We start from the raw sequence: 24,334 nt of genomic DNA on the forward strand, positions 1-24,334 counted from the left end.
GCGTCGTCCGGTGCGGTGCATCGCAAGGCGGAGCAGTGCCCTTGTACTGGACGTACTCGGGTACTGCGACAACGCGGCGAGGTGCCGTGCCGGGCAACGCGAGGACGTGCCCTGCTTCCCCAAGGCCGCTTAGGCCGTCTCTCGGGGCCCCGGCCTCCGGCAGGCAGGCGGGAGCCGGTCCGGCCCCGCCTCCCTGGAACGCCTTCGCTCGAACGCCCTCCCCCGAACGTCCTCCCTCAGGAGACCGCATGTCCACCCACGCACTGACCCGCCGTGTCCAGGTCCTCGGAGCACCGGGCGACCGTTACGAGGAGATCCTCACCCCCGAGGCGCTGGAGTTCATCGGCCGTCTCGACACCGCCTTCGGCGAGCGCCGGCCGGAGCTCCTCAAGGAGCGACGGCGCCGGTCGGCCAAGCTGGCCTCGGGCACTCCGCTCGACTTCTCCGTCGCCACCTCGCCCGTCCGTGCCGACCCGCATTGGCGGGTGGCCGCGCCCGCTCCCGGACTGACCGACCGCCGGGTCGAGATCACCGGCCCGCCCGACCGGCGGATGACGGTCAACGCCCTCAACTCCGGCGCGCGGGTGTGGATGGCCGACTTCGAGGACGCCACCGCCCCCACCTGGGACAACATCATCGGCGGCCAGCTGAACCTGCGTGACGCGATCGACCGGCGCATCGACTTCACCGCGCCCGGGGGCAAGGAGTACCGGCTCGGGAGGGACCTCGCCACGATCGTGGTCCGCCCCCGCGGCTGGCACCTCCTCGAAGAGCACCTGGAGATCGACGGCCGCCCGGTCTCCGCCTCGCTCGTCGACTTCGGCCTGTACTTCTTCCACTGCGCCCAGCGGCAGATCGACGCCGGGTACGGCCCGTACTTCTACCTTCCCAAGCTGGAGAACCGCTACGAGGCCCGCCTCTGGAACGACGTCTTCGTCCTCGCCCAGGAGCTCCTCGGCATCCCCCGCGGCACCGTGCGGGCCACCGTACTCATCGAGACGGTCACCGCCGCCTTCGAGATGGAGGAGATCCTCTACGAGCTGCGCGAGCACAGCGCCGGCCTGAACGCGGGCCGCTGGGACTACCTCTTCAGCCTGATCAAGACCTTCGCCCACCGCTCCGACTTCCTGCTCCCCGACCGGGCCAAGGTCACCATGACCGCCCCCTTCATGCGGGCGTACACCGAACTCCTCGTCCGCACCTGTCACAAGCGCGGCGCCCACGCCGTCGGAGGCATGGCCGCCCACGTCCCCAGCAGGGATACGGCGGCCAACGAGGCCGCATTGGCCCGGGTCCGGCTGGACAAGGAGCGGGAGGCCGAGGCCGGCTTCGACGGGTCCTGGGTCGCGCACCCGGGCCTCGTGCCCGTCTGCCGGGACGTCTTCGACGCGGTCCTCGGCGACCGGCCGCACCAGTTGGACCGCACCCGCGACGATGTCGCCGTCCAGGCTTCCGATCTGCTCTCGGTGCGCCGGATCAGCGGCCCGCCGACACCGGAAGGCGTACGCGCCGATGTCGCCGTGGCGCTGCGGTACTTCGACGCCTGGCTGCGCGGGCACGGCGCGGTCGCCCTGAACGGGCTGATGGAGGACGCGGCCACGGCCGAGATCGCCCGCGTGCAGCTCTGGCAGTGGGTGCGCCACGGCGCCATCACCCGCGAGGACGTCCTCGGCCTCCTCGACACCGAGTGCGCCGCTCTCGCCGGGGAACAGCCCGGCGCCCTGGTGGCCGAGGCGCGCCGGGTCCTGGAGGAGACCGCGCTCGGCCTCACCCTGCCGCCCTTCTTCACCACCGCCGCCTACACCCGCCACCTCGTCCGCCGTACGGAGGCCGCCCGCTCATGAACATCTCCAGCAGCCCTGTCCGCCGGGTCGGTGTCGTCGGAGGCGGCCAGATGGGAGCCGGGATCGCCGAGGTGTGCGCCCGCGCGGGACTCGACACCGTCGTCTGCGAGGCCGACGCCGCCGCCGCGCGGGCCGCCCGCGAACGCGTCGCGATGTCCCTGGAACGGGCCGTCCAGCGCGGGAAGCTCGACCGCCTCTCCGCCGACGACGCCCTCGCCCGCCTCGTCTTCACGGGCAGCCTCGACGAGCTCGCCGACCGCCAGCTCGTCATCGAAGCCGTCACCGAGAACGCCGAGGCCAAGACGGAGCTCTTCAGCGCACTGGACAAGATCGTCGAGGATCCGGAGGCCGTCCTCGCCTCGAACACCTCCGCCATCCCGATCATGCGCCTGGGTATGGCCACGGGCCGCGCCGACCGGGTCGTGGGCCTGCACTTCTTCAACCCCGTCCCCGTCCTCCCCCTCGTGGAGATCGTCTCCTCCCTCCACACCACGGAGGAGACCGTCCGAGCGGTGGACGGCTTCGCCCGCGACATCCTGGGCAAGAGCACGATCCGTTCCCGGGACCGGGCCGGCTTCGTGGTCAACGCGCTCCTCGTGCCCTACCTCCTCTCGGCCATTCGGATGGCCGAATCCGGGTACGCCACGCCCGCCGACATCGACACCGGCATGGAGCTGGGCTGCGCCCACCCCATGGGCCCTCTCAAGCTGGCGGACCTCATCGGCCTCGACACCGTCGCCGCCATCGCCGGATCGATGTACGAGGAGTTCAAGGAGCCCCTGTACGCCCCGCCGCCACTGCTCCGGCGGATGGTGCAGGCGGGACTGCTGGGCCGGAAGTCCGGCCGCGGCTTCCACACGTACGACCGGGACTGAGGGGCTCCGGTCGCCGGCGCCGGGCCCCGACGAGTCTCATTTCAGCGTCCGGGATATGAGCACGTCCACCCGTCCTCAAGGACGGACGCCTACCCTGACCGGGCAGCTGGTTCGCCCCGTCCGCCAGGCGGGATGCGTCGTAAGAGGGAACCCGGTGGGAATCCGGGACTGCCCCGCAGCGGTGAGCGGGAACGACCGCCGTCATACGCACTGGGCCCGAGAGGGCCTGGGAAGCGACGGCCAGTAGGTGCCGCCTCTTGAGGAGGCGGGTGTGCCCGCGAGTCCGAAGACCTGCCCGTTGCCCGCGCGCGGCCGTTCGCGTGCGGATGTCCCGGCGACCTCGTGGGCGGGTCGGTGTGCACACCAGGCGGGCGTCCGCGCGTACCCATCCGTACGCGTCAGGAGCGGCCCGCCCGGTCCGTCACCCCTCGCGCCTTCGTATCCGTCTCCGGGACGCCATGGAGACATACTCGCGAAGGAGAGTTCCGTGACAGACGAGTCCGCGACCGCGGCAGCGCAGCCCACCGTGTACGGCTACCCCCGGCAGGGGCAGAACCGTGAACTGAAGAAGGCCGTCGAGGGCTACTGGAAGAGCCGCGTCAGTGCCGAAGCCCTCCGTGAGACCGCCCGGAACCTGCGGCGGTCGAACTGGCTCCAGCTCGCTGAGGCCGGCATCACCGAGGTACCGACCGGCGACTTCTCGTACTACGACCACGTGCTGGACACCAGCGTGATGGTCGGCGCGATCCCCGCCCGGCACCGCGCCGCGGTCCGGGCCGACGCCCTCGACGGGTACTTCGCGATGGCGCGCGGCACCCAGGACGTGGCGCCGCTGGAGATGACCAAGTGGTTCGACACCAACTACCACTACCTCGTACCCGAACTCGGCCCCGACACCGCCTTCGCCGCCGACTCCGCCCGGCAGGTGGCGGAGCTGCGCGAGGCCCTCGCCCTCGGGCTGGCCGCCCGGCCCGTGCTGGTCGGCCCGGTCACCTACCTCCTGCTGGCCAAGCCCGCCCCGGGCGTTGCCACCGACTTCGAGCCGTTGACGCTGCTCGACCGGCTGCTGCCCGTCTACGCCCGGGTCCTCGCCGACCTCCGCGCGGCGGGCGCCGAGTGGGTGCAGCTGGACGAGCCCGCCCTCGTCCAGGACCGGACCCCGGCCGACCTGGGCGCCGCGGCCCGCGCCTACCGCGAGCTCGGCGCGCTCACCGACCGGCCCAAGCTGCTGGTCGCCTCGTACTTCGACCGGCTGGGCGAGGCGCTGCCGGTGCTGGCCAAGGCGCCCGTCGAAGGGCTGGCGCTGGACTTCACCGAGCGGGCCGCCGGCAACCTCGCCGATCTCGCCGCCGTGGGCGGCCTGCCCGGCAAGCGGCTGGTCGCGGGCGTCGTGAGCGGCCGCAACATCTGGATCAACGACTACGCGCAGTCCCTCGCGACGCTGGGCACCCTGCTGGGGCTCGCCGACCGCGTCGACGTCGCCGCGTCCTGCTCCCTCCTCCACGTCCCGCTGGACGCCTCCGCTGAACGGGACATCGACCCGCAGGTCCGGCGCTGGCTGGCCTTCGCCCGTCAGAAGACCGCCGAGATCACCACCCTGGCCAGGGGTCTGGCTCGGGGAACCGGTGCGATCGCGGCCGAACTCGCCGCCAACCGGGCCGATCTCGCGTCCCGCGCCGAGTCGGCGATCACCCACGACCCGGCGGTACGGGCCCGGACCGCGGCCGTCACCGACGCCGACGGCCGCCGCGCCCAGCCGTACCCCGAACGGGCCGCCGCCCAGCGCGCCCACCTCGGCCTGCCCCTCCTGCCCACCACCACCATCGGGTCGTTCCCGCAGACCACCGAACTGCGCACCGCCCGCGCCGATCTGCGTGCCGGACGCATCGACACGGCCGGCTACGAGGAGCGCATCGAGGCCGAGATCCGCGAGGTCCTCGCCTTCCAGGAGAAGGCGGGCATCGACGTACTCGTGCACGGCGAGCCCGAGCGCAACGACATGGTCCAGTACTTCGCCGAACAGCTCACCGGCTACCTCGCCACGCAGCACGGCTGGGTCCAGTCCTACGGGACCCGCTACGTCCGCCCGCCGGTCCTCGCCGGTGACGTCTCCCGCCCCGGGCCGATGACCGTCCGCTGGACGGCGTACGCACAGGCCCGGACGGCCAAGCCGGTCAAGGGCATGCTCACCGGCCCGGTCACCATGCTCGCCTGGTCCTTCGTGCGCGACGACCAGCCGCTCGCCGACACCGCGCGCCAGGTCGCCCTCGCCCTGCGCGACGAGGTGAACGACCTCGAGGCCGCGGGGACCTCGGTGATCCAGGTGGACGAGCCCGCCCTGCGCGAGACCCTCCCGCTGCGCGCCGAGGGCCACGCCGACTACCTCGCCTGGGCCACCGAATCGTTCCGTCTCACCACGAGCGGGGTCCGGCCGGACACCCAGATCCACACCCACATGTGCTACGCGGAGTTCGGCGACATCCTGCAGGCCATCGATGACCTCGACGCCGATGTCATCAGTCTGGAAGCGGCCCGCTCGCACATGCAGGTCGCCGACGAACTCGCGGGTGCGGGCTACCCGCGCGAGGTCGGCCCCGGGGTGTGGGACATCCACTCGCCGCGCGTGCCGTCCGCCGCGGAAGCGGCCGCCCTGCTGCGCAAGGGGCTGGAGGCGATCCCGGCCGAGCGGCTGTGGGTCAATCCCGACTGCGGCCTGAAGACCCGCGGCTGGCCCGAGACCCGGGTTTCCCTGGAGCACCTGGTCGCCGCGGCCCAGGAGGTCCGTACGGAAATTCCCGCCGTCTGACCCCGGTCGAGCCGGGAAGGGCGCCGGCCGCGCTCTTCCCGGCTTCGGCTGCCCCGGCGGGTCAGGCTGTCTCAGCGGGCGGCCGGGTCCGGGGGAGGAACGCCGCCGCGGCGAGGCCGACGAGCCCCAGGACTGCCAGTGTGATCATCGAGACGGCGTAGGCGTGGGTGCTGAGGCCGGCGACGAGAATGGTGCCGACGACCGCGGTGCCGAGCGACGAGCCGAGGTTGGAGATGCTGCGTGACAGCCCCGAGATCTCGCCCTGCCGGTCCTCCGGGAAGCTCGACTGCACGACGTTGACCGACGGGGTCAGCATCACACCGAGTCCGAGGCCGATCAGCAGCAGTCCGGGGGCGAAGGCCCAGGCACTGGGGGAGCCGCTGACCACGGCGAGCAGGACGACGATTCCGGCGATCACCACGACGAACCCCGTCATGACGAGCGAGCGCTGTGCCCACCGCCTCGCCAGGCGTTCGGCCGCCAGTGACGACACGAGCAGGCCGAGCGTGGACGCCGTGAAGATCACGCCGGTCTGGATCGCGTCGTATCCGCGGACGACCTGGAGGTAGGTCGCTACGACGAACGACGTCCCCATCAGCACGAGCCACTGGATGTTCTGCGTGACGAGACCCAGGTTGGAGGTGCGGTTGCGGAACAGACTCGTCGACAGGAGCGGCTCCTTGCCCGCCCGTTCCTGCACACGTACCCATCGGAAGAACCACAGCAGCACGAGGGCACCGAGGACGATCAGACCGATCATCAGCCAGACGTTGTCATCGGCTGCCAGGATCCCCGTGACGATGAGGATGAGGCCGACGGCCGAGAGGACCGCCCCGCCGGTGTCGAAGGAACGGGTGGGATCCGGTGGCAGGGGGTCCTTGATCCGGCGGCTCAGCATGATGATCAATGCGATCACCAGGGCCTGGAACACGAAGGCCGCCCGCCAGCTGATGGCCGAGGTGATGAGTCCGCCGATCAGCGGCCCCGCGGCGGCGCCGACGCCGCCCAGCGCCATGACGGTCCCGAACGCACGGGCGCGTGAGGTCACTCCCGTGAAGAGCAGCGTCGTGAGGATGTAGACGGGCGGGATGAGCAGCGCGGTGCCGACACCCTCCAGGATCGAGTTGCCGAGGATGAGGATGCCCAGGCCGGGGGCGGCCGCGCTCAGCAGGGCGCCGACGCCGTACACGGTGAGGCCCGTCAGGAAGCACTTCTTGCGGCCGTAGCGGTCGGTCAGCTTGCCGCCGGGGATCATCAGCGCGGCCATGACGAGGAGGAAGATCGTGATGGCGACCTGCACGCCCTGCACGGTGGTGTTCAGGTCCGTGCTGATGTCGTTGATCATCACGTTCATGTTCGAGCCGGCGAAGCTGCAGATGAACTGGGCCAGGGCGAGCGGGGCGAGCACGCCGCGCACCGCACCGGCCGTACGTCCCGAAGTTTCCGCTTCAGCCACCAGCGGCCTCCTTCTGCCATGTCGGGCGTATGGCGTCGCCCACGCTCAGCCGGGCCGGATCGGTCTGCGTCAAGCCTGCGCCGCAGCCGAGCTCACCGCACTCCGGACAGGGGCGCCGCGAGGGCGTGGGCCGAGACTGCTGAAACATTGCGGCGGCAGGTCCGCGCGCCCTCGTTCCCGTGCCGCACACGAGCGGGAATCCTGGCCGGGGTGGCGCCCGGCACATCGTGCGCGCGAAGCGCCGGACGCCGCCCTCGATCTCACCGGCGCCGGGAGCCGTAGCGCCCGGTGCACCGGGCGGACAGCCGTACGAACCATGGAGCGCTGAGAACACATGAGCAGCAACCCCGCCGAGGCCCCCACTCCCCCACCGGCCGGTCCCGGTGGCGGGGCCGCCGTCTCCCGCCAGGAGTTCGACGCACTGTTCGAGGCGGTCCGCGCATGGGGCCGGTGGGCCACAGCCGACCGCGGCGCGTGGAACAGGGTGACAGCGGGCCACGTGCGGAGGTCGGCCGACCTGATCCGGTCCGGGACGGTCGTCCCGATGGGGCTGCCCTGGGACACCCTGCCCGGACCGGACAACGCGAAGCCCGCGCTGCACTACATGTCCGACCTGGGCGACGTGGAGGCCCCGGAACCAACCACCTACAAGGACTTCCTCGCCGTGGACTACCACGGCAAAGGCGTGAGCCATCTCGACGCACTGTCACACGTCGCCTACCGAGGGCAACTCTACGACGGCCACACGGCGCGCGAGGAGATCGATGCCGGGGGTGCCCGCTTCGGCGCCGTGCAAGCGCTCGGCCCCCTGGTCACCAAGGGCGTACTCCTCGACCTGCCCGCCGCCCTCGGGGTCGCGTGGCTGGAACCCGGGCACGCGGTTCACGCGGAGGACGTCGTCGCCGCGGAGAAGGCCCTCGACGTGACGATCGGGGGCGGCGACGCGGTGCTGCTGCGGTCCGGGCGCTTCCGCCGCCGCAGGGAGGCCGGCCCCTGGAACTCCGACACGGCGAGCGCGGGCTGGCACGTGGACGCCATGCCGCTGCTGGCCGAGCGCGCCATCGCCCTGCTCGGCGCCGACGGGGACAGCGACGTACGGCCGTCGCCGGTCGAGGGCCTGCACTCCCCCGTCCACGCGCTCGCCGTCACGGCCATGGGAGTGCCGCTGCTGGACAACCTCGACCTCGAAGCACTCTCGGCCGCCTGTGCCGAGGCGGGCCGTTACGAGTTCATGCTCGTCGTGACGCCGCTGAACGTCCCCGGCGGGACGGGCTCACCCGTCAATCCGGTCGCGATCCTGTGACACCGGGCCTGCCGATCACTCGCCCCCGCTCATCCTGAAAACGTGAGGAATATACTCAAATCTGGCTATCGAGACCATTCCGGTGAGGGAAGTGGTGCAGATGGGGGTCGTGGAAGAGCGCATCGGCCCCGTGCGTTCCCGTGACCGGTTCCTGCACGGCGAATCGGTCGAGTCGGTCGAGGGGAGCGTGAGAAGTCCGATCCTGAGCTCGTGGCAGCGCAGCCGGCTGCTGGGGCTGTCGCCGGGCCAGTCCGAGCTTCCCTTCTCCCAGGACTTCGACCCGGAGGGTCCGCTCGTCCGCGCCGCCGAGCCCGTCCTCGACCGGCTGCAATCGATCTTCGCGGGCAGCCAGATGAACATCAGTCTCGCCGATGGGCACGGCACGGTGCTCGAACGCCGTTTCGGAGAGAAGTCCATGGCCACCCGCCTGCCCGCGATCCAGAGCACTCCCGGTTTCGTGTTCGCCGAGCAGTTCGCGGGGACGAACGGCATCGGTCTCACGCTCGCGGAGAGGCGGCTCTGCCAGGTCTACGGCGCCGAGCACTTCGCCGAGCGCTCCCAGTCAAGTGCCTGTACCGCGATCCCCGTTCGCGACCAGATCAGCGGGCACATCGAGGGCGTCCTGTGCCTCGGATATCCCTACACCGACGCGGACCCGTCGCTCGTCCCCCTGGTACGCAGGGCGGCCGAGGCCATCGAACGACGGCTGATGGAGCAGAGTTCGGCGCGTGAGCGCGGTCTGCTGCAGGCGTACCTCGATGCCGGGAGCCGGGCCCGGATCAGCGAGGGCACACACAACGGGTACCCCCTCGGAATGGACGAGCTGCTCCAGAGCGACCTGGACCAGAACGACCAGATGATCCTCAAGCAGAAGGCCACCGAGCTGATGTCCGCGGCCCACCGGGCGGCCGTCGAGGTATCGCTGTCCCACGACCGCCGGGTCACCCTCGTGAGCCGTCCCGTGACGAGCCCCTCCGGGGTGGAGGGCGTCGTCATCGAGGCGCTCATCCCCGAGGACTCGGAGCGGCACGCCCCCGCCCCGACGCCCGCCCACGACCGCCCCCGCGTCACACCCGGTCCGGCGCCGACGACGGTCCGTACACCCGGCGCGCCGCGCACCGCCGACTCCGCCGACGGCATGGTCAGAGGACTGGTGCTGGTGGGCGAGCCGGAGGTGGGGAAGTACGCCGTCGCGGCACGACGTCGCCTGGAGCTGCTGGCCGAGGCCAGCAACCGCATCGGCACCACCTTGGACGTGAGCCGCACCGCCTGGGAACTCGCCGAGACTGCGGTCCCGCGCCTGGCCGACTTCGTCACCATCGACCTGCCCGAGGCCGTGCTGCGCGGCGAGGAGTCCCACCACCCCACCGCCGAAATGCACCGTGCGGTGGTCCACGGCATCCGCGAGGACTGCCCCTTCTACCCGGTGGGACAGCAGGTCACCCTGCAGCCGGCCACGCCCCACATGCGCTGCATGACCACGGGGGAACCCGTCCTGGACCCCGACCTGAAGGCCGCCCTCGGCTGGATCTCCCAGGACCCCGAGCACGCCGAACGCCTCCTCGCCCACAACATCCACTCGCTCATCACCGTCCCCCTGCTCGCCCGCGGCGTCCTCCTGGGCATCGCCAGCTTCTACCGTTCGCAGGACCCCGGCCCCTACGGGGACGACGACCGCTCGCTGGCCCAGGAACTCGCCGCCCGCGCCGCCCTCTGCATGGACAACGCCCGCCGCTACACCCGCGAACACACCCTGGCCCTGTCCCTGCAGCGCAGCCTGCTGCCGCGCGGCCTTCCCGAGCAGGGGGCCGTCGAGGTCGCCCACCGCTACCTGCCCGCCGAGTCCGGAGTGGGCGGCGACTGGTTCGACGTCATCCCCCTCTCCGGCACCCGCGTCGCCCTCCTGGTCGGCGATGTCGTCGGCCACGGGCTGCACGCCGCCGCCACGATGGGCCGGCTGCGCACCGCCGCACGCAACTTCGCCGAACTGGAACTCGCCCCCGACGAACTCCTCACCCACCTGGACAACCTGATGGTGCGCCTCGACCGGGAGGAGGACGGGGACAATCCCGCCTTCGGCAGCACCGGCATCGTGGGCGCCACCTGCCTGTACGCCATCTACGATCCCACCTCACAGCTGTGCACCATGGCACGCGCCGGCCACCCTCCGCCCGCGCTGGTCCTACCCGACGGCACCGTGACCCTCCTCGACCTGCCCGCCGGGCCCCCTCTCGGCCTCGGCGGCCTGCCCTTCGAATCGGTCGAGATCCGCCTCGCCGAACACAGCCAGCTGGTCCTCTACACCGACGGACTCCTCGACGACCGCCACCGCGACGTCGACGCGGCCCTCGACGAGCTGCGCCTCGTACTGGCCCACCCGGACCGTGCTCCCGAGGACACCTGCCAAGCGGTCCTCGACGCCGTGGCACCCGAGCATCCCGCCGACGACATCGCGCTGCTCGTCGCCCGCACCAACGCCGTGCCCTCCGACCGGATCGCCACCTGGGACCTGCCCTCCGACCCGGCCCTCGTCTCCGACGTCCGTGCCGCTGCCGTGCGCCGGCTGAGCGAGTGGGGGCTGGACGAGTCCGCTTTCGCCACGGAACTGCTGCTCAGCGAGCTCGTCACGAACGCCGTCCGGTACGGCACCGCGCCCATCCGGGTACGCCTCATCCGCGACCGCGCCCTGATCTGCGAGGTGCACGACGCCAGCAGCACCGCCCCGCGCATGCGTTATGCGGCCACCACGGACGAGGGCGGCCGTGGCCTGTTCCTCGTCGCGCAGCTCGCCCAGGCCTGGGGCACCCGCTACACCACCGACGGCAAGGTCATCTGGGCGGAGTGCAGCCTGGACGCGGCGTGACCTGCGACCGGCGCATTCGGGAGAGGTAAATACCGCATATACGGTGTCAGATCCACATAGAATCCCTCATGCAGTCGGGAAGAACTCGGAGGCCGACCCCCGGAGAAGTCTGTGCATGACGCTCCCGACACCTCGATGGGCCCGCCCTCACCCTCGCCCGCGCGCTTCGACGAACCCCTCGTCCGCATGCGCGGTCTCGGCAAGCGGTTCGGCGGCACTCTCGCGCTGGCCTCGGTCGACCTCGACATCCACCGGGGCAGCGTCCTCGCCCTGCTGGGTCCCAACGGCGCCGGGAAGTCCACCCTGATCAAGGTGCTCGCGGGGGTCCACCACGCCGACGAGGGCGAGGTGACGGTGGCCGGGCACCCGCTCGGCTCCCACGGCGCCACCCGCGCCATGTCCTTCATCCACCAGGACCTCGGTCTCGTCGAGTGGATGACGGTGGCCGAGAACATCGCCCTGGGCACCGGCTACCCACGGCGCTGCGGACTGGTCTCCTGGCGGCAGGCCCGAGTGCGCTGCGAAGATGCCCTGCGGATCGTCGCCGGGCATCTGGACGCCGACGCCCGGATCGCCGACCTCGCCCCCGCCGAACGCTCGCTGGTCGCCATCGCCCGCGCCCTGGCCGCACGGGCCGAGCTCATCGTCCTCGACGAGCCGACCGCCACCCTCCCCGCCGAGGACTGCGCCCGGCTGTTCGACGTACTGCACGCCCTGCGCGACCGCGGACACGGCATCCTCTACGTCAGCCACCGGCTCGACGAGGTGTACAAGGTCGCCGACTCGTTCGCCGTCCTGCGTGACGGCCGCCTGGTCGCCCGGGGTCCGCTCGCCGGATACGGTCCCGCCCGCCTCGTGCGCGCCATCGTGGGCCGCGAACCGGCCGGATACGCCCCCGCCACCACCTCCGCCGCCGTGCGTGCCGCCGGCCCGCCCCTCCTCAGCCTCGACAGCCTGAGCACCGCGTACACCGAAGGGGTCAGCCTCGACCTGCGGGCCGGCGAGATCCTCGGCATGGTGGGTCTGACCGGCGCGGGCCACATGGACCTGGGCCGCGCCCTCGCCGGCGCCCGGCCGGTCCTCGGCGGACGGGCGCTGCTCGACGGCCGGCCGTACCACCCCCGTACGGTCTCGGACGCCCTCGACTCCGGCGTCGGCCTCGTGGCCGGCAACCGTCAGGAGGAAGGCTGCGCCGCCGAACTGACCGTACGGGAGAACTTCCTGGCGAACCCCCGGGCAGCCGGCGTGCCCGCGCTGCGCTGGATCAGCCCGCGGCGCGAGCGCGCCGAGGCCACCGCGCTGATCGACCGGTTCTCGGTGCACCCCCGCGACAGCGAGGTGCCCATCGCCACCCTGTCCGGCGGCAACCAGCAGAAAGTGATGGTCGGGCGGTCGCTCCGGGGGAGCCTGCGCCTGCTCATCCTCGAGGAGCCGACCGCCAGCGTGGACGTCGGTGCCAAGGCGACGATCTACCGGCTGCTCGATGACGCGCTGGCCTCCGGCCTGGCGGTACTGCTCATCTCCACCGATTTCGAAGAGGTCGCCAAGGTGTGCCACCGCGCTCTGGTCTTCGTCCGCGGGACCGTGGGCGCCGAGCTGACCGGCGACGCCCTCACCGTCACCGAACTCACCCGGACCGCTTCGGCCATGCCCCCCATCACCGGAGCCGCGACGAGCCGATGACCATCCCTCCCTCGCTCCGGTCCCTGGCCGACCGCCTGCACGGCCATCTCCTCGGCACCTACGGCCTCCTGGCCCTCGCCTGCCTGCTCTTCCTGGTCTTCTCCCTCGCTCTGCCCGGCACCTTCCCCACCCGGGACAACGTCTCCTCGATCCTCTCCAACCAATCCATCCCCGCGATCGTCGCGCTCGGCGCGACGATCCCCATCGCCACCGGCAAGTTCGACCTGTCCATCGGCTACGGGCTGGGCCTCGCGCACGTCATGGTGATGCACCTCATCGTCAACGAGGGCTGGCCCTGGCCCGTCGCCTGCCTCGCGGTGGTCGTCGGAGGCGTGGTGGCCGGCGCTCTCAACGGCGTCATCGTCGAGTTCGGGCAGATCGACTCCTTCATCGCCACGCTCGGCACCGGCAGCATGATGTACGCCTGCACCGGCTGGATCACCGACGGCACCCGGATCGTCCCGGGCCCGGACGGCCTGCCGGCCTCCTTCACCGACGTCTACGACTCCAGATTCCTCGGCCTGCCGCTGCCCGCCTTCTACGTCCTCGCCATCACAGCCGTCCTCTGGGTGGTTCTGGAGCGGCTGCCGCTCGGCCGGTACCTGTACGTCATCGGCTCCAACCCGCGCACCGCCGGCATCATCGGCATCCCCACCCGCACCTACTCCATCTACGCGTTCGCCGGTTCGGGCCTGGTCGTCGGCTTCGCCGGGGTGCTGCTCGCCGCCCAGCAGCAGACCGGCAACCCGAGCGTCGGGCTGGACTACCTGCTGCCCGCCTTCGTCGGTGCGCTGCTCGGGTCCACCACGATCAGACCCGGCCGTGCCAACGCGCTCGGCACCCTCGTGGCCGTCGCCGTCCTCGCCGTGGGCCTCGCCGGCATCGGCCAGCTCGGCGCCCAGTTCTGGGCCACGCCGCTGTTCAACGGCATGACCCTGCTCATCGCCGTCGGCCTGGCCGGCTACGAGGCCCGCCGCCGCCTGCGCAGCGGCGCCGCCGCGACCCGCCGCTCCCCCGCGGACAGCCGCCCCCAGAGCCGCCCCTAGAGCCCTGCTCGAACACTTCGTACGCGCACCCGCGTCAGGAGCACCGTGTACTCGAACCGCAAGACCACCGTCACAGTCGCAGCCCTGCTCGCGGCAGCCGCCGCCCTGGCCACCGGCTGCGAGCGCGGCCCACAGGCCGCCGGCACCGGGCCGTCGGACGCCGGTTGCCCCGCCACCCTCGCGAAGGCCGAGACGGCCGTCCGGCAGGCCGAGAACACCGATGCGTCGTGGACCGGCCCCACCACGGGCCCCGCGGCCGTTCCCGGCAGGACCATCGTCTACGTCGCGCAGACCATGACCAACCCCGGTGTCGCGGGCGTCGCGAAGGGCCTCGAGGAAGCGGCGAAGATCACCGGCTGGAGGGTCCGGGTGATCGACGGAGAGGGCACGCCCGCCGGCATCCAGGCCGCGCTCAGCCAGGCGATCACTCTCAAGCCCTCGGGCATCGTCATCGGCGGCTTCGATCCCGGTCTGACCTCGCAGCAGGTGGCTCGGGCCCGAGCGGCGGGGATCCCGCTCATCGGCTGGCACGCGGTGGCCTCCCCCGGCCCGAGCGAGAAGCCCGAGCTCTTCACCAACATCACCACGAAGGTCGAGGACGTGGCGAAGATCAGCGCGGACTGGATCATCGCCCGGTCCAAGGGCAGCGCCGGAACCGTCCTGTTCACCGACGACTCGATCCCGTTCGCCAGGCACAAGGCCGAACTGATCAAGCGCGGGCTGGCCACCTGCGCCGGCGTCCGGCTCCTGGCGTACGTGAACATCCCCATCCCGGACGCGAGCAGCCGCGCCCCCCAGGAGGTGTCCTCCCTCCTGTCCCGCTTCCAGGACGAGTGGACGTACTCCGTCGCCATCAACGATCTCTACTTCGCCGACGCCGCCCCGGCGCTCCGCGCGGCCGGCCAACCGGGCTCCGGGCCGCCCTTCAACATCGGCGCGGGCGACGGCGACCCCTCCGCCTTCCAGCGGATCAACAGCAAGCAGTTCCAGGCCGCGACCGTCCCCGAGCCCCTGTCCCAGCAGGGCTGGCAGATCATCGACGAGTTCAATCGCGCGTTCGCGGGCCGGCCCGCCAGCGGCTACGTCGCCCCGGTCCACGTCGCCGCGGCCGAGAACAGCAGCGGTGCCACGTCCTGGGACCCGTCCGGCTACCGCGAGGCGTACGAGAAGATCTGGCGCGGGTAGCGGCCCCGTACGCGGTCGGCGCGCTCACCGCCGCACTGCCGACGGGCTCCGCCCGGGGCGGCCGATGTGAATCCGCCCACCCTCCCTTGACCCGGAAAGGAAGGCCTACCTAAGTTCTGCGTCATGCCCCAGCCCACGCCGCCCTCTGATCCCAGCAACCCCGCCGACCCGCGCCCGCCCGCCCCCGGGCTGATCGACTTCACCGTCGACCTCACCTCCCAGGAGGTTCTCCGACGGGCTCAGGTGATGGCCGCTCTGGGCCCCGACTGGGACCCGATCGAGGTCCTGCAGGGCGAGGAGGCGGCGTACGACCTGCTGTACTCCGGCCTCGACGAGCAGCAGCAGCGCCTGTACGACGACCTGGTCGCGGCCCATGTGCTTCCCCGGCGAGGGAGCGGCCATGCTGCCCCTTGACCCGCAGGCCGACCCCGGACGCCGCGCCTGGGTGCCCTGCCCCAACTGCCTCGACACCGGCGAGTGCGAGCCGTGCGGGGACGGCCGGAGCTGCTCCCGGCACTGGCGCTACATGCTGTCCAACACCGGCAGCCTGCTCCACCTGCAGTGCCCGGGCTGCACCCACGTCTGGGTGCACGAGACCGGTTTCGGGGCCACCCGCTCCGTGTGGAACCGCATCACCAGCGGCCTGCCGCGACTCTGAGGGCTCCGGCCCGCCGGCGGGAAACCCCGAGGCAGGGGGAACCGCCTCGGGTGCACGCATGAGAGTGGTCCGTCCGCAAGGCGCCTTGTTCTGCACCCCGCGCCGTGGCACCGTCGCATGACCTTGATCTGCGACAGAGGAGACGGCCCCATGTCCGAGGACCTGGCAACCGGCATCATCCGGCAGCTGGAAGACACCGTCGCCTCGACCACCCTGCCGGAACACACCGTCGAGTTGCTCCGCGTATCCCTCAGCCAGGCCCAGGCGGCGAAGGCGGCGGGCCACGATCAAGAAGCCATCACCATCGCCAACCAGGCCCTTCAGACCGCGAAGAACGCCTCCGAGGACCGATAGCCCCTCGCGACGGCCTCGTCCTCGTCCGGCCGGTCAGTGCGGAAGCTCGACCGACACGTGCGGGGTCAGCGCCCGGAGGAAGTCCGCCGCGTCGAACATCGCGCCCGCCGAGGCCACGCCCGTCCTCCGCGTCCGTCCGGCCAGGATGCGCTGGACGGCCTCCACCGCCAGCGGTGCGGTGACCGCGTAGATGTCCTGGCCCCGGGCCGTGGCGCGGCGCTCGACGTCACCCGCGCGGACCAGGACGTCGACGACGAACGTCTGGTCCGACCGCCCCAGGCCGTCGACCGGCTCCGGCGACGGCGTGTCCTCGTCGGCGAGGTCCCTCGCGGCTTCGACGCTCATGTGGGTGCGTACCGCGGGGACGGCCAGGTGGCTGGGAACGGTGACGACATCGGCCATGGTGAAATCCGCGATCACCGCTCGTCGGCCGAGAGGCTCCGGAAAGTCCCACTCCAGCTCTGCTGCCTTGTCGTCGTGGTACTGCAGCGCTCCGTCCGCGAACCGCACCCGCCGGCCCGCGCGACGCTCGTGGGACACCTGACCGGCCGCGCGCGTACCCGCCGTGGGATGCCAGCTGGTCAACCCGTACGCGACGTGCACGACGTCCGCGGTGGTCCACTCCCCCATCGCCGCGGTCACCAGCAGATCGCCCAGGCCGCCGTAGAAGGCCATCGCCGGCACCACGGGGTTCTCTGCCTTTCGGGCCGCTTCCGCATGGTCGGCGAACATCGAAACGTTCGCTTCGATCTCCGCCGCGACATCGACGTACGGGATCCCCGCACGCAGGGCGGCCTCGACGACCGGGCCTCCCGTCACCGCGAACGGTCCTGCGCAGTTGATGACGGCCGCAGCGCCCGCGAGGGCCCGGTCCAGTGCGCCCGCGTCGTCCACGGTGGCCGGCCGCACCACCACGCCCGGCCACTCGGCGGCCAGCGCCTCCAACTGGGCCGCGTCACGGCCGGAGATGACGGTGGCGATGCCGCGCCTGCGCAGTTCGGCGACGACGAAGCGACCCGTGTGCCCTGTCGCCCCGTAGACCACAACTGCAGCCGGTGTACTCATGGTTCCCCCGCTCTCGATGTGCTGATGAACCCAGTCTCGCGGCGGCCGGAACCCGATCGTGATGGTCTGGAACGACATCACACGTACACTTTCGGACATGCCCACTGTCGCGCTGCTGACCGCCGGTGACCTGCTGCACTTCGAGCTGGCCGTGGCCTACGAGATCTTCGGCAATCCCCCGCGCGAGGCCACGCAGGGCTGGTACGACGTACTGCTCTGCGGCACCGGGCCGGCACGGGTCGGCCCGTTCACGGTCGAGCCCGACCACGGGCTGGAGTCCTTGGCCGGAGCCGACACCGTGATCGTGCCCGCGTGTGCCGACATCGACGATCCGCCGTCGGCCGAGGTGATCGAAGCGGTGCGCGCGGCCCACGCCGCGGGCGCCCGGGTCGCTTCCCTGTGCACCGGGGCGTTCGTGCTCGGGGCCGCGGGACTGCTGGACGGCCGACGGGCCACCACCCACTGGGCGCACGCGGCGGAGCTGAGCGCACGCCACCCGCGGGCCGTGGTCGACCCGGACGTGCTGTACACGGACAACGGCAGCGTGCTCACCGCTGCCGGCAAGGCCGCCGCGGTGGACCTCTGCCTGCACCTGATCCATCTCGACCACGGTGCCGCCGTCGCCAACTCCGTCGCCCGGCGCCTCGTCATGCCGCCCCATCGGCCCGGCGGTCAGGCCCAGTTCGTCGCCACGCCGGTGCACGTCGCGGGCGACCACACGCTCGCCCAGCTGCTGGCGTGGGTGCAGCAGCGGCTGGACCAACCGCTGACGGTGACCGACATGGCGCGAAAGGCGAACACCAGCCCGCGCAATCTCGGACGGCAGTTCCACTCGGTGATCGGGCAGACGCCCATCCAGTGGCTCATCACCCAGCGCGTACGCCGCGCCCAGGAGTTGCTGGAGGCCACCGACGAGACCATCGAGGCGGTCGCCCTGGCCACCGGCATGGGGACCGCCACGACGCTGCGGCGCCAGTTCAAACGGGTCGTCGGCGTCCCGCCCGACAGCTACCGCCGCGCGTTCCACAACGCGAAGCCGGCCTGACCGCTACGGGCCCGCGCTGGAGGGCCGGGTCGCGTCCGGTCCTGAAGGATTCCTGCGGCATGAGGCCCACCGGCCTCCTACGATCACCGGATGACGGATCCTCGCCACCCCGCCAAGCCCCGCCCCGGAGACAGAGTTGCGGTGCTGTCCGGCTGGTCCGCTGTCGGGCCGAGCGGGTTGCCGTACTTGGCCGTGTTCCGTTCCTCCAGGATGCGGACCTCCGCCGGGGTCATGCCCGCGCGGGTGATCTCCTTGGCCTGGTTGCGCCTGTCGACCAGCTCGCGGGCGATCTCCTCGTCGCCGGCCCCGGCCGCGCGCATGTCGGCCTCGGTCCGGTGCATGTCCTCCAGGAGGCCGTGGTACCGCATCCGGGTCCGCTGGGCCTCGACCTTCTCGTCCATCGGCAGGACGCGGATCCGGCACACGACCGGGTCGGTGCTGGGGCAGCTGTCGTCGGCGGAGACCGGTGGGGCGAGAGGGGCGGTGATGATCGAACCGCATGCCTCCGCCGCGGTGGCCACGGAGGAGGCGGCTGTGGTGAGCAGCGCGACGGCGGCCGCGAACGGGACGAGGACACGGCGCGGCAAGGAAGAGGTGAGTCGCATGCGCGCATCCTCGCGACGATGCCGCACCCGTTCACGGGGACACCAATGATCACTCGTACGAGGAGCAGGGGGCACAGCTCCTGGTCAGTCGATGACAGCGCCGGGTCTCCCCCAACACGCGACCGACCGATCAGGAATCGAGAAGCCCCGGCCCCCGGGCCGCGGCTAGCGTGGGCGTCCTGGAGGTCACCGGCCGGGCGATCGGGCCGACGGCCTCCGGACCACCTCCCGCTCGTCCGTCTTCCGGACGGGCGGTCCCGACCCGGACCCACGGCTTCAGGAGTGACGATGACCAGCTCTTCCACCCAGGGGATCAAGACCGTTCTGCATCCCGTTTCCGACCTGGCGAAGGCCAAGGGCGTGTACGCCGCCCTGCTCGGTGTACCTCCGCAGACCGACGAGTCCTACTACGTCGGCTTCGAGGCCGAGGGCCAGTCCATCGGGCTGGTGCCGAACGGTGGAGCGCAGGGCATCACCTCGCCGGTGGCCTACTGGCACGTGGAGGACATCGAGGCGAAGCTCGCCGAGGTGACCGCCGCGGGCGCCAGCGTGAAGGAGCCCGTGCACGACGTCGGTGGCGGCCGTCTCGTGGCCACCGTCACCGACCCCGACGGCAACGTCCTCGGGCTGCTCCAGGACCAGTGAGCGCCGCCCGGCTCGCCTGTACGGCCGGGGCCCGGAGGCTCCAGGGACCGAAGCGGATGAGAACGGGACGTACCGACTGAAGCTGGTTGAATCGACCCAGGCGACACCGACGGAGACCGCGCAGGGCGGCTCCTCGTAACAGATGGAGACACGATGAGCATGGCCAAGAGGGCGGACACGCAGTCGCCTGCGCCGCACGTTGCGGACAGCCACGGCCTGATCCGCGTGCACGGGGCGCGCGTCAACAACCTCAAGGACGTCAGCATCGAGATCCCGAAGCGACGGCTGACGGTGTTCACCGGTGTCTCCGGCTCGGGCAAGAGCTCACTGGTCTTCGGCACGATCGCCGCGGAGTCGCAGCGGCTGATCAACGAGACCTACAGCGCCTTCGTGCAGGGCTTCATGCCGACGCTGGCGCGTCCGGAGGTCGACGTACTCGACGGGCTGACGACCGCGATCATCGTCGACCAGCAGCGGCTGGGTGCCGACCCACGCTCCACGGTCGGCACCGCCACCGACGCCAACGCGATGCTGCGCATCCTCTTCAGCCGGCTCGGCGATCCGCACATCGGCTCGCCCAACGCGTTCTCCTTCAACGTCGCCTCGGTCCGGGCGAGCGGTGCGGTCACGGTTGAGCGCGGCACCGACAGGACCAGGACCGTGAAGCGGACCTTCACGCGCACCGGCGGCATGTGTACGCGCTGCGAAGGCCGCGGCTCGGTCTCCGACATCGACCTCACCCAGCTCTACGACGACTCCAAGTCGATCGCCGAGGGCGCGTTCACCATCCCCGGCTGGAAGTCGGACAGCTTTTGGACCGTGCGGGTCTACGCCGAGTCGGGCCTGCTCGACCCGGACAAGCCGATCCGCAAGTTCACCAAGAAGGAGATGCACGACTTCCTCTACCGGGAGCCGACCAAGGTCAAGGTCGAGGGCGTCAACCTCACCTACGAGGGACTGATCCCCAAGATCCAGAAGTCGTTCCTGTCCAAGGACAAGGAGGCGATGCAGCCGCACATCCGGGCGTTCGTGGAGCGGGCGGTCACCTTCACCACGTGCCCCGAGTGCGACGGCACCCGGCTCAGCGAGGGAGCCCGTTCGTCGCGGATCCACAAGATCAACATTGCCGACGCCTGCGCCATGCAGATCAGCGACCTGGCCGAATGGGTCCGCGGCCTCGACGAGCCGTCGGTGGCACCGCTGCTCGCGGCACTGCAGGGGACCCTCGACTCGTTCTCGGAGATCGGTCTCGGCTACCTCTCGCTCGACCGGCCGTCGGGCACGCTGTCGGGCGGCGAGGCGCAGCGCGTGAAGATGATCCGCCACCTCGGCTCCTCGCTCACCGACACGACCTACGTCTTCGACGAGCCCACCATCGGCCTGCACCCCCATGACATCCAGCGAATGAACGACCTGCTGCTGCGGCTGCGGGACAAGGGCAACACGGTGCTCGTCGTCGAGCACAAGCCGGAGACGATCGCGATCGCCGACCACGTCGTGGACCTGGGCCCCGGCGCCGGCGCGTCGGGCGGCACCGTCTGCTTCGAGGGCACCGTAGAGGGGCTGCGGGCCGGCGGCACCGTCACCGGCCGCCATTTCGACGACCGGGCCGCCGTCAAGGAGACGGTGCGCAAGCCCACCGGCACGCTGGAGATCCGCGGCGCGACGACGCACAACCTGCAGGGCGTCGACGTCGACATCCCGCTCGGTGTGCTCGTCGTCGTCACCGGCGTCGCCGGCTCCGGCAAGAGCTCGCTCGTACACGGCTCGCTGCCCGGGCGGTCGGAGGCCACCGGCGAAAGCGTGGTGTCGATCGACCAGGGCGCGATCCGCGGCTCGCGCCGGAGCAACCCGGCGACGTACACCGGACTGCTCGACCCGATCCGCAAGGCCTTCGCGAAGGCCAACGGCGTGAAGCCGGCACTGTTCAGCGCCAACTCCGAGGGCGCCTGCCCCAACTGCAACGGCGCCGGCGTCGTCTACACCGACCTGGCGATGATGGCCGGCGTCGCCACCCCCTGCGACGAGTGCGAGGGGAAGCGGTTCCAGGCGGCGGTGCTGGACTACCACCTCGGCGGCCGCGACATCAGCGAGGTGCTCGCGATGTCGGTGACCGAGGCCGAGGAGTTCTTCGGCGACGGCGAGGCGCGCACGCCGGCCGCACACCGCGTCCTCGGTCGGCTCTCCGACGTCGGGCTGGGCTACCTCACCATCGGCCAGCCGCTCACCACGCTGTCCGGCGGCGAGCGGCAGCGGCTCAAGCTGGCGACGCAGATGGCCGAGAAGGGCGGCGTCTACATCCTCGACGAGCCGACCGCCGGACTGCACCTCGCCGACGTCGAGCAACTGCTCGGCCTGCTCGACCGGCTCGTCGACTCGGGCAAGTCGGTCATCGTCGTCGAGCACCACCAGGCCGTCATGGCACACGCCGACTGGATCATCGACCTCGGCCCCGGCGCCGGCCACGACGGCGGCCGGATCGTCTTCGAGGGCACTCCCGCCGACCTCATCGCCGCGCGTACCACCCTTACCGGCGAGCACCTCGCGGCCTACGTCGGCGCCTGACCGGGGCCGGCTGCGGGGCGGACCGCCGGACGGACTACTTGGGACGGGTGGTGCCGGGCAGGCACCTCACCGTCGGGTTGTACGTCTCGAACGCGCCGAGGGGGTTCTTCTTCCCGAGCCACAGGTGCAGGGCGTAGTGGACGGGCTGGCCAGGGAAGTTGCCGCGGTGCGGGCCGGTGAAGGGCGTGTCGAACATGGTGGGCCGGTCGTCGTCCGTCGCCGTGTTCTGGTCACGGTCGTAGACCAGCCACTGGACCCCGACGAGGCGCTTGCCCCCACGCCCGTCGTCCTCGTAGAACAGGGCGGTGGGCTTCGCCGGGTCGAGGGAATTGTCGTACGAGTGGTTGAAGTGCGGGTAGCCGAGTGCCCCCGGCCCCGCCCGGTTGACCACGCAGTACTTGTCCGGCACATAGCCCGCCTTCACCGCGTTGGCGTGCCGCTGGAACCTGGCGGTCGCCACGTACGTGACAGCGGTGGGGGCCGCGGCTTCGCCGGGATCGGCTCCGGCCCCGGGAGCGGCGACGAGCGCCAGGGTCAGCGAGGCGGCGATCGTGAGGACCGGGGCGAGACGTCGGACCATGCGCGGACTCCTTGCGGTGAGCTCCCCGGGGGCTGGCTCCTCGGGACGGGCTGACTTCACGAGCAGCCTGTCCCGCGATCCGCCGGCCCGCCACACGGCCCGACAGGTCGGCTGACAGCCGGTCGGGTGACGGCGGGCCGGGCCCCGCGGACCGTGTCGCTGCCCACGTCCGCCGGGCCCGCCGAGCCCCTTCCCGGTCCGGCCCGGGCAGCCGCGGGCGGTGACGTGCGGCGGAAGCGGCTCACCCCATCGAGCCACGGGTGGTTTCACGCCGCGCTCCCGCAGGGAACCCGTGTGTCCGCAGAACTCGAGTGTCACGGAGGGCGCGGAACATGACGCAGGAGAACGCGGCACCGACCAGCGGCGGAGCGCTGCCTGACCTCGTGTCGGCCGTGTCCAGGGGCGCGCCGGACTACCGGGCGTGCCCCCATCCCGTCTACGCCGCCCTGCGCGAGCAGGCCCCGGTGTGCCTGCTGACGCCTCCGCACGGGGTCGACACCTATCTCATCACCCGCTACGAAGACGCCCGGGACGCCCTGTCGGACCCGCGCTTCAGCAAGGACATGCGCGGGGCCATCGACACGTACCACGCCGTGTACGGCAGCTTCTTCGACGCGCTCGACGACAACGTCCTGAACTCGGACCCGCCCCGGCACACGCGGCTGCGCCGGGTTCTGCGGAGCGGCTTCACCCCCCGCCGGGTGGAGGAGATGAGGCCGAAGGTCACCGCGATCGCGGAGAGCCTGCTCGGCGCGTGCAGCAAGAGCGACGCCGTCGACCTGATGTCGTCGTTCGCGTTCCCGCTTCCCATCGCGGTCCTGTGCGACCTGATGGGCATCCCCGAAGGGGACCGTCCGGAGATCCTGGCCCACTTCGCGGTGGTGTCGCGCGCGAGGTTCGATCCCCGGATGGGGGCGGAGCTGCAGGCGGCCGAGGGGTGGCTGCGCGACCGGTTGGCCCAGCTCATCGCGTACACGCGCGCCCATCCGTCGGACTCCTTCCTCACCGACCTCATCCGGGCGGAGGAAGGACTGGAAGACGCGGAACTGATCTCGTCGTTGTGGGTCCTCTTCTTCGCCGGACACAAGACGACCGCGTTCCAGATCGGCAACTCCGTGCTGAACCTGCTGCTCCATCCGGATCAGCTGGAGAAGCTCCGGAGGGACCCACTGCTGATTCCGCGGGCGGTCGAGGAAATCGTGCGGTTCGAGGGGTCGGTGGAGACGTCGACGTTCCGGTACGCGACGCAGGACACGGAGATCCGGGGAACGGTGATCCCGAAGGGTTCCCTCGTCCAGATCGCCATCACCTCGGCGAACCGTGATCCCGAGAAGTTCGACTCACCCGACGTACTGGACGTGACACGCGAGGGCCTGCAGGGCACGCACCTGGGCTTCGGCCACGGCACCCACTACTGCCTGGGCGCTCCGCTCGCGCGGCTCGAACTCGAGATCGCACTCTCCTGCCTGCTGCGGGAGTTCCCGGAGATGGAACTCGCGAACACGGGGGAAGGGAACGGGGCGGCATGGCTCACCGGGCCGATGCCGGCATTCCGGGGGCTCCAGGAGCTCCGGCTCGTCCTGGAGCCGTCCCGGCCGGCGGCCGTTCGCCCCGCCACGGCGCCCGTGGCCACGGTGACGTCCTCCGCCTCGGCGGTGTCCTCCGCAAGCCCGGCGACCTCCGTGACCTCCGGAAACTGGCAGACCAACAGATCGACAGACTGACCGACTGACCGACTGACCAACTGGCGCAGACC

The 24,334-nt window shown here is 71.4% G+C and carries 19 protein-coding genes and 1 riboswitch; of the genes, 15 read left to right on the plus strand and 4 right to left on the minus strand.

Annotation, left to right across the window (positions count from 1 at the left end; translation table 11 throughout):
- Positions 1-248: 248 nt before the first annotated feature.
- From aceB to metE, 3 genes are all read left to right on the plus strand, one after another.
- Positions 249-1,844: a malate synthase A gene (gene aceB / locus OG429_RS04115; protein ID WP_328923897.1), complete on the plus strand. Its 1,596-nt coding sequence runs from the start codon at positions 249-251 to the stop codon at positions 1,842-1,844.
- Entirely contained in the window at positions 1,841-2,719 is an 879-nt protein-coding gene (locus OG429_RS04120) for a 3-hydroxybutyryl-CoA dehydrogenase (protein WP_328923898.1), read from the plus strand. The genes aceB and OG429_RS04120 overlap by 4 nt, the downstream gene beginning before the upstream one ends.
- 90 nt (positions 2,720-2,809) lie before the next feature.
- A riboswitch (cobalamin riboswitch) is annotated at positions 2,810-3,032 on the plus strand.
- 174 nt (positions 3,033-3,206) lie between these two features.
- Positions 3,207-5,525 carry a 5-methyltetrahydropteroyltriglutamate--homocysteine S-methyltransferase gene (gene metE / locus OG429_RS04125; protein ID WP_328923899.1) on the plus strand — a complete coding sequence of 773 codons (2,319 nt, stop codon included), beginning with the start codon at positions 3,207-3,209 and terminating at the stop codon, positions 5,523-5,525.
- A 61-nt stretch (positions 5,526-5,586) separates the two neighbouring features.
- Here metE and OG429_RS04130 read toward each other — a convergent pair whose 3' ends face one another.
- On the minus strand, positions 5,587-6,933 hold the full coding sequence (locus OG429_RS04130) for an MFS transporter (RefSeq protein ID WP_405681476.1): 1,347 nt from the start codon (positions 6,931-6,933) through the stop codon (positions 5,587-5,589).
- A 382-nt stretch (positions 6,934-7,315) separates the two neighbouring features.
- Between OG429_RS04130 and OG429_RS04135 the strand changes: the two genes are divergently transcribed.
- The 8 genes from OG429_RS04135 to OG429_RS04170 all read left to right on the plus strand — a co-directional run bounded on the left by OG429_RS04135 (position 7,316) and on the right by OG429_RS04170 (position 16,073).
- Complete coding sequence (locus tag OG429_RS04135) at positions 7,316-8,284, plus strand: cyclase family protein (RefSeq protein ID WP_328923900.1); 969 nt, start codon at positions 7,316-7,318, stop codon at positions 8,282-8,284.
- A gap of 100 nt (positions 8,285-8,384) precedes the next feature.
- Positions 8,385-11,147 (plus strand): SpoIIE family protein phosphatase, encoded by a 2,763-nt coding sequence (locus tag OG429_RS04140; RefSeq protein WP_328923901.1) that lies wholly within the window; start codon positions 8,385-8,387, stop codon positions 11,145-11,147.
- 111 nt (positions 11,148-11,258) lie between these two features.
- Positions 11,259-12,830: a sugar ABC transporter ATP-binding protein gene (locus OG429_RS04145; protein WP_405680511.1), complete on the plus strand. Its 1,572-nt coding sequence runs from the start codon at positions 11,259-11,261 to the stop codon at positions 12,828-12,830.
- On the plus strand, positions 12,827-13,876 hold the full coding sequence (locus tag OG429_RS04150; RefSeq protein ID WP_328923902.1) for an ABC transporter permease: 1,050 nt from the start codon (positions 12,827-12,829) through the stop codon (positions 13,874-13,876). Before OG429_RS04145 ends, OG429_RS04150 begins: the two co-directional genes overlap by 4 nt.
- 45 nt (positions 13,877-13,921) lie before the next feature.
- Positions 13,922-15,061, plus strand: coding sequence for a substrate-binding domain-containing protein (locus OG429_RS04155; RefSeq protein WP_405959070.1), 1,140 nt, complete (start codon positions 13,922-13,924; stop codon positions 15,059-15,061).
- Between the two features lie 123 nt (positions 15,062-15,184).
- On the plus strand, positions 15,185-15,475 hold the full coding sequence (locus OG429_RS04160; RefSeq protein ID WP_328923903.1) for a DUF6400 family protein: 291 nt from the start codon (positions 15,185-15,187) through the stop codon (positions 15,473-15,475).
- On the plus strand, positions 15,462-15,719 hold the full coding sequence (locus tag OG429_RS04165) for a hypothetical protein (RefSeq protein WP_328923904.1): 258 nt from the start codon (positions 15,462-15,464) through the stop codon (positions 15,717-15,719). The genes OG429_RS04160 and OG429_RS04165 overlap by 14 nt, the downstream gene beginning before the upstream one ends.
- A gap of 150 nt (positions 15,720-15,869) precedes the next feature.
- Entirely contained in the window at positions 15,870-16,073 is a 204-nt protein-coding gene (locus tag OG429_RS04170; RefSeq protein WP_328923905.1) for a hypothetical protein, read from the plus strand.
- 33 nt (positions 16,074-16,106) lie between these two features.
- On the opposite strand, the gene OG429_RS04175 is transcribed toward OG429_RS04170, so the two are convergent.
- The gene (locus OG429_RS04175; RefSeq protein ID WP_328923906.1) at positions 16,107-17,138 is read right to left on the minus strand and encodes a saccharopine dehydrogenase NADP-binding domain-containing protein; all 1,032 of its coding nucleotides are present in this window, start codon (positions 17,136-17,138) and stop codon (positions 16,107-16,109) included.
- 97 nt (positions 17,139-17,235) lie between these two features.
- Here OG429_RS04175 and OG429_RS04180 point away from each other — a divergent pair, with 97 nt between their 5' ends.
- The gene (locus tag OG429_RS04180; protein ID WP_328923907.1) at positions 17,236-18,183 is read left to right on the plus strand and encodes a helix-turn-helix domain-containing protein; all 948 of its coding nucleotides are present in this window, start codon (positions 17,236-17,238) and stop codon (positions 18,181-18,183) included.
- 83 nt (positions 18,184-18,266) lie between these two features.
- Here OG429_RS04180 and OG429_RS04185 read toward each other — a convergent pair whose 3' ends face one another.
- A complete protein-coding gene (locus OG429_RS04185; protein ID WP_328923908.1) occupies positions 18,267-18,788 on the minus strand; it encodes a hypothetical protein in 522 nt (173 codons plus the stop codon).
- 288 nt (positions 18,789-19,076) lie between these two features.
- Between OG429_RS04185 and OG429_RS04190 the strand changes: the two genes are divergently transcribed.
- Positions 19,077-19,433 (plus strand): VOC family protein, encoded by a 357-nt coding sequence (locus OG429_RS04190; RefSeq protein ID WP_328923909.1) that lies wholly within the window; start codon positions 19,077-19,079, stop codon positions 19,431-19,433.
- Positions 19,434-19,586: 153 nt separating this feature from the next.
- Positions 19,587-21,998 (plus strand): excinuclease ABC subunit UvrA, encoded by a 2,412-nt coding sequence (locus OG429_RS04195; protein ID WP_328923910.1) that lies wholly within the window; start codon positions 19,587-19,589, stop codon positions 21,996-21,998.
- A 34-nt stretch (positions 21,999-22,032) separates the two neighbouring features.
- Here OG429_RS04195 and OG429_RS04200 read toward each other — a convergent pair whose 3' ends face one another.
- Complete coding sequence (locus tag OG429_RS04200; protein ID WP_328923911.1) at positions 22,033-22,578, minus strand: hypothetical protein; 546 nt, start codon at positions 22,576-22,578, stop codon at positions 22,033-22,035.
- A 332-nt stretch (positions 22,579-22,910) separates the two neighbouring features.
- Between OG429_RS04200 and OG429_RS04205 the strand changes: the two genes are divergently transcribed.
- Positions 22,911-24,302, plus strand: coding sequence for a cytochrome P450 family protein (locus OG429_RS04205; protein ID WP_328923912.1), 1,392 nt, complete (start codon positions 22,911-22,913; stop codon positions 24,300-24,302).
- Positions 24,303-24,334 lie beyond the last annotated feature (32 nt).

The sequence above is a fragment of the Streptomyces sp. NBC_00190 genome, from assembly GCF_036203305.1.
Classification (GTDB): domain Bacteria; phylum Actinomycetota; class Actinomycetes; order Streptomycetales; family Streptomycetaceae; genus Streptomyces.

Bases quoted from the DNA above. Each gene is read 5' to 3' on its own strand.
- OG429_RS04200 (WP_328923911.1), bottom strand. From the start codon at position 22,578: ATGGTCCGACGTCTCGCCCCGGTCCTCACGATCGCCGCCTCGCTGACC.
- aceB (WP_328923897.1), top strand. From the start codon at position 249: ATGTCCACCCACGCACTGACCCGCCGTGTCCAGGTCCTCGGAGCACCG.
- OG429_RS04120 (WP_328923898.1), top strand. From the start codon at position 1,841: ATGAACATCTCCAGCAGCCCTGTCCGCCGGGTCGGTGTCGTCGGAGGC.
- OG429_RS04180 (WP_328923907.1), top strand. From the start codon at position 17,236: ATGCCCACTGTCGCGCTGCTGACCGCCGGTGACCTGCTGCACTTCGAG.
- OG429_RS04140 (WP_328923901.1), top strand. From the start codon at position 8,385: ATGGGGGTCGTGGAAGAGCGCATCGGCCCCGTGCGTTCCCGTGACCGG.
- OG429_RS04175 (WP_328923906.1), bottom strand. From the start codon at position 17,138: ATGAGTACACCGGCTGCAGTTGTGGTCTACGGGGCGACAGGGCACACG.
- OG429_RS04185 (WP_328923908.1), bottom strand. From the start codon at position 18,788: ATGCGACTCACCTCTTCCTTGCCGCGCCGTGTCCTCGTCCCGTTCGCG.
- OG429_RS04205 (WP_328923912.1), top strand. From the start codon at position 22,911: ATGACGCAGGAGAACGCGGCACCGACCAGCGGCGGAGCGCTGCCTGAC.
- OG429_RS04170 (WP_328923905.1), top strand. From the start codon at position 15,870: ATGTCCGAGGACCTGGCAACCGGCATCATCCGGCAGCTGGAAGACACC.
- OG429_RS04160 (WP_328923903.1), top strand. From the start codon at position 15,185: ATGCCCCAGCCCACGCCGCCCTCTGATCCCAGCAACCCCGCCGACCCG.
- OG429_RS04135 (WP_328923900.1), top strand. From the start codon at position 7,316: ATGAGCAGCAACCCCGCCGAGGCCCCCACTCCCCCACCGGCCGGTCCC.
- OG429_RS04190 (WP_328923909.1), top strand. From the start codon at position 19,077: ATGACCAGCTCTTCCACCCAGGGGATCAAGACCGTTCTGCATCCCGTT.
- OG429_RS04165 (WP_328923904.1), top strand. From the start codon at position 15,462: ATGCTGCCCCTTGACCCGCAGGCCGACCCCGGACGCCGCGCCTGGGTG.
- OG429_RS04150 (WP_328923902.1), top strand. From the start codon at position 12,827: ATGACCATCCCTCCCTCGCTCCGGTCCCTGGCCGACCGCCTGCACGGC.
- OG429_RS04195 (WP_328923910.1), top strand. From the start codon at position 19,587: ATGAGCATGGCCAAGAGGGCGGACACGCAGTCGCCTGCGCCGCACGTT.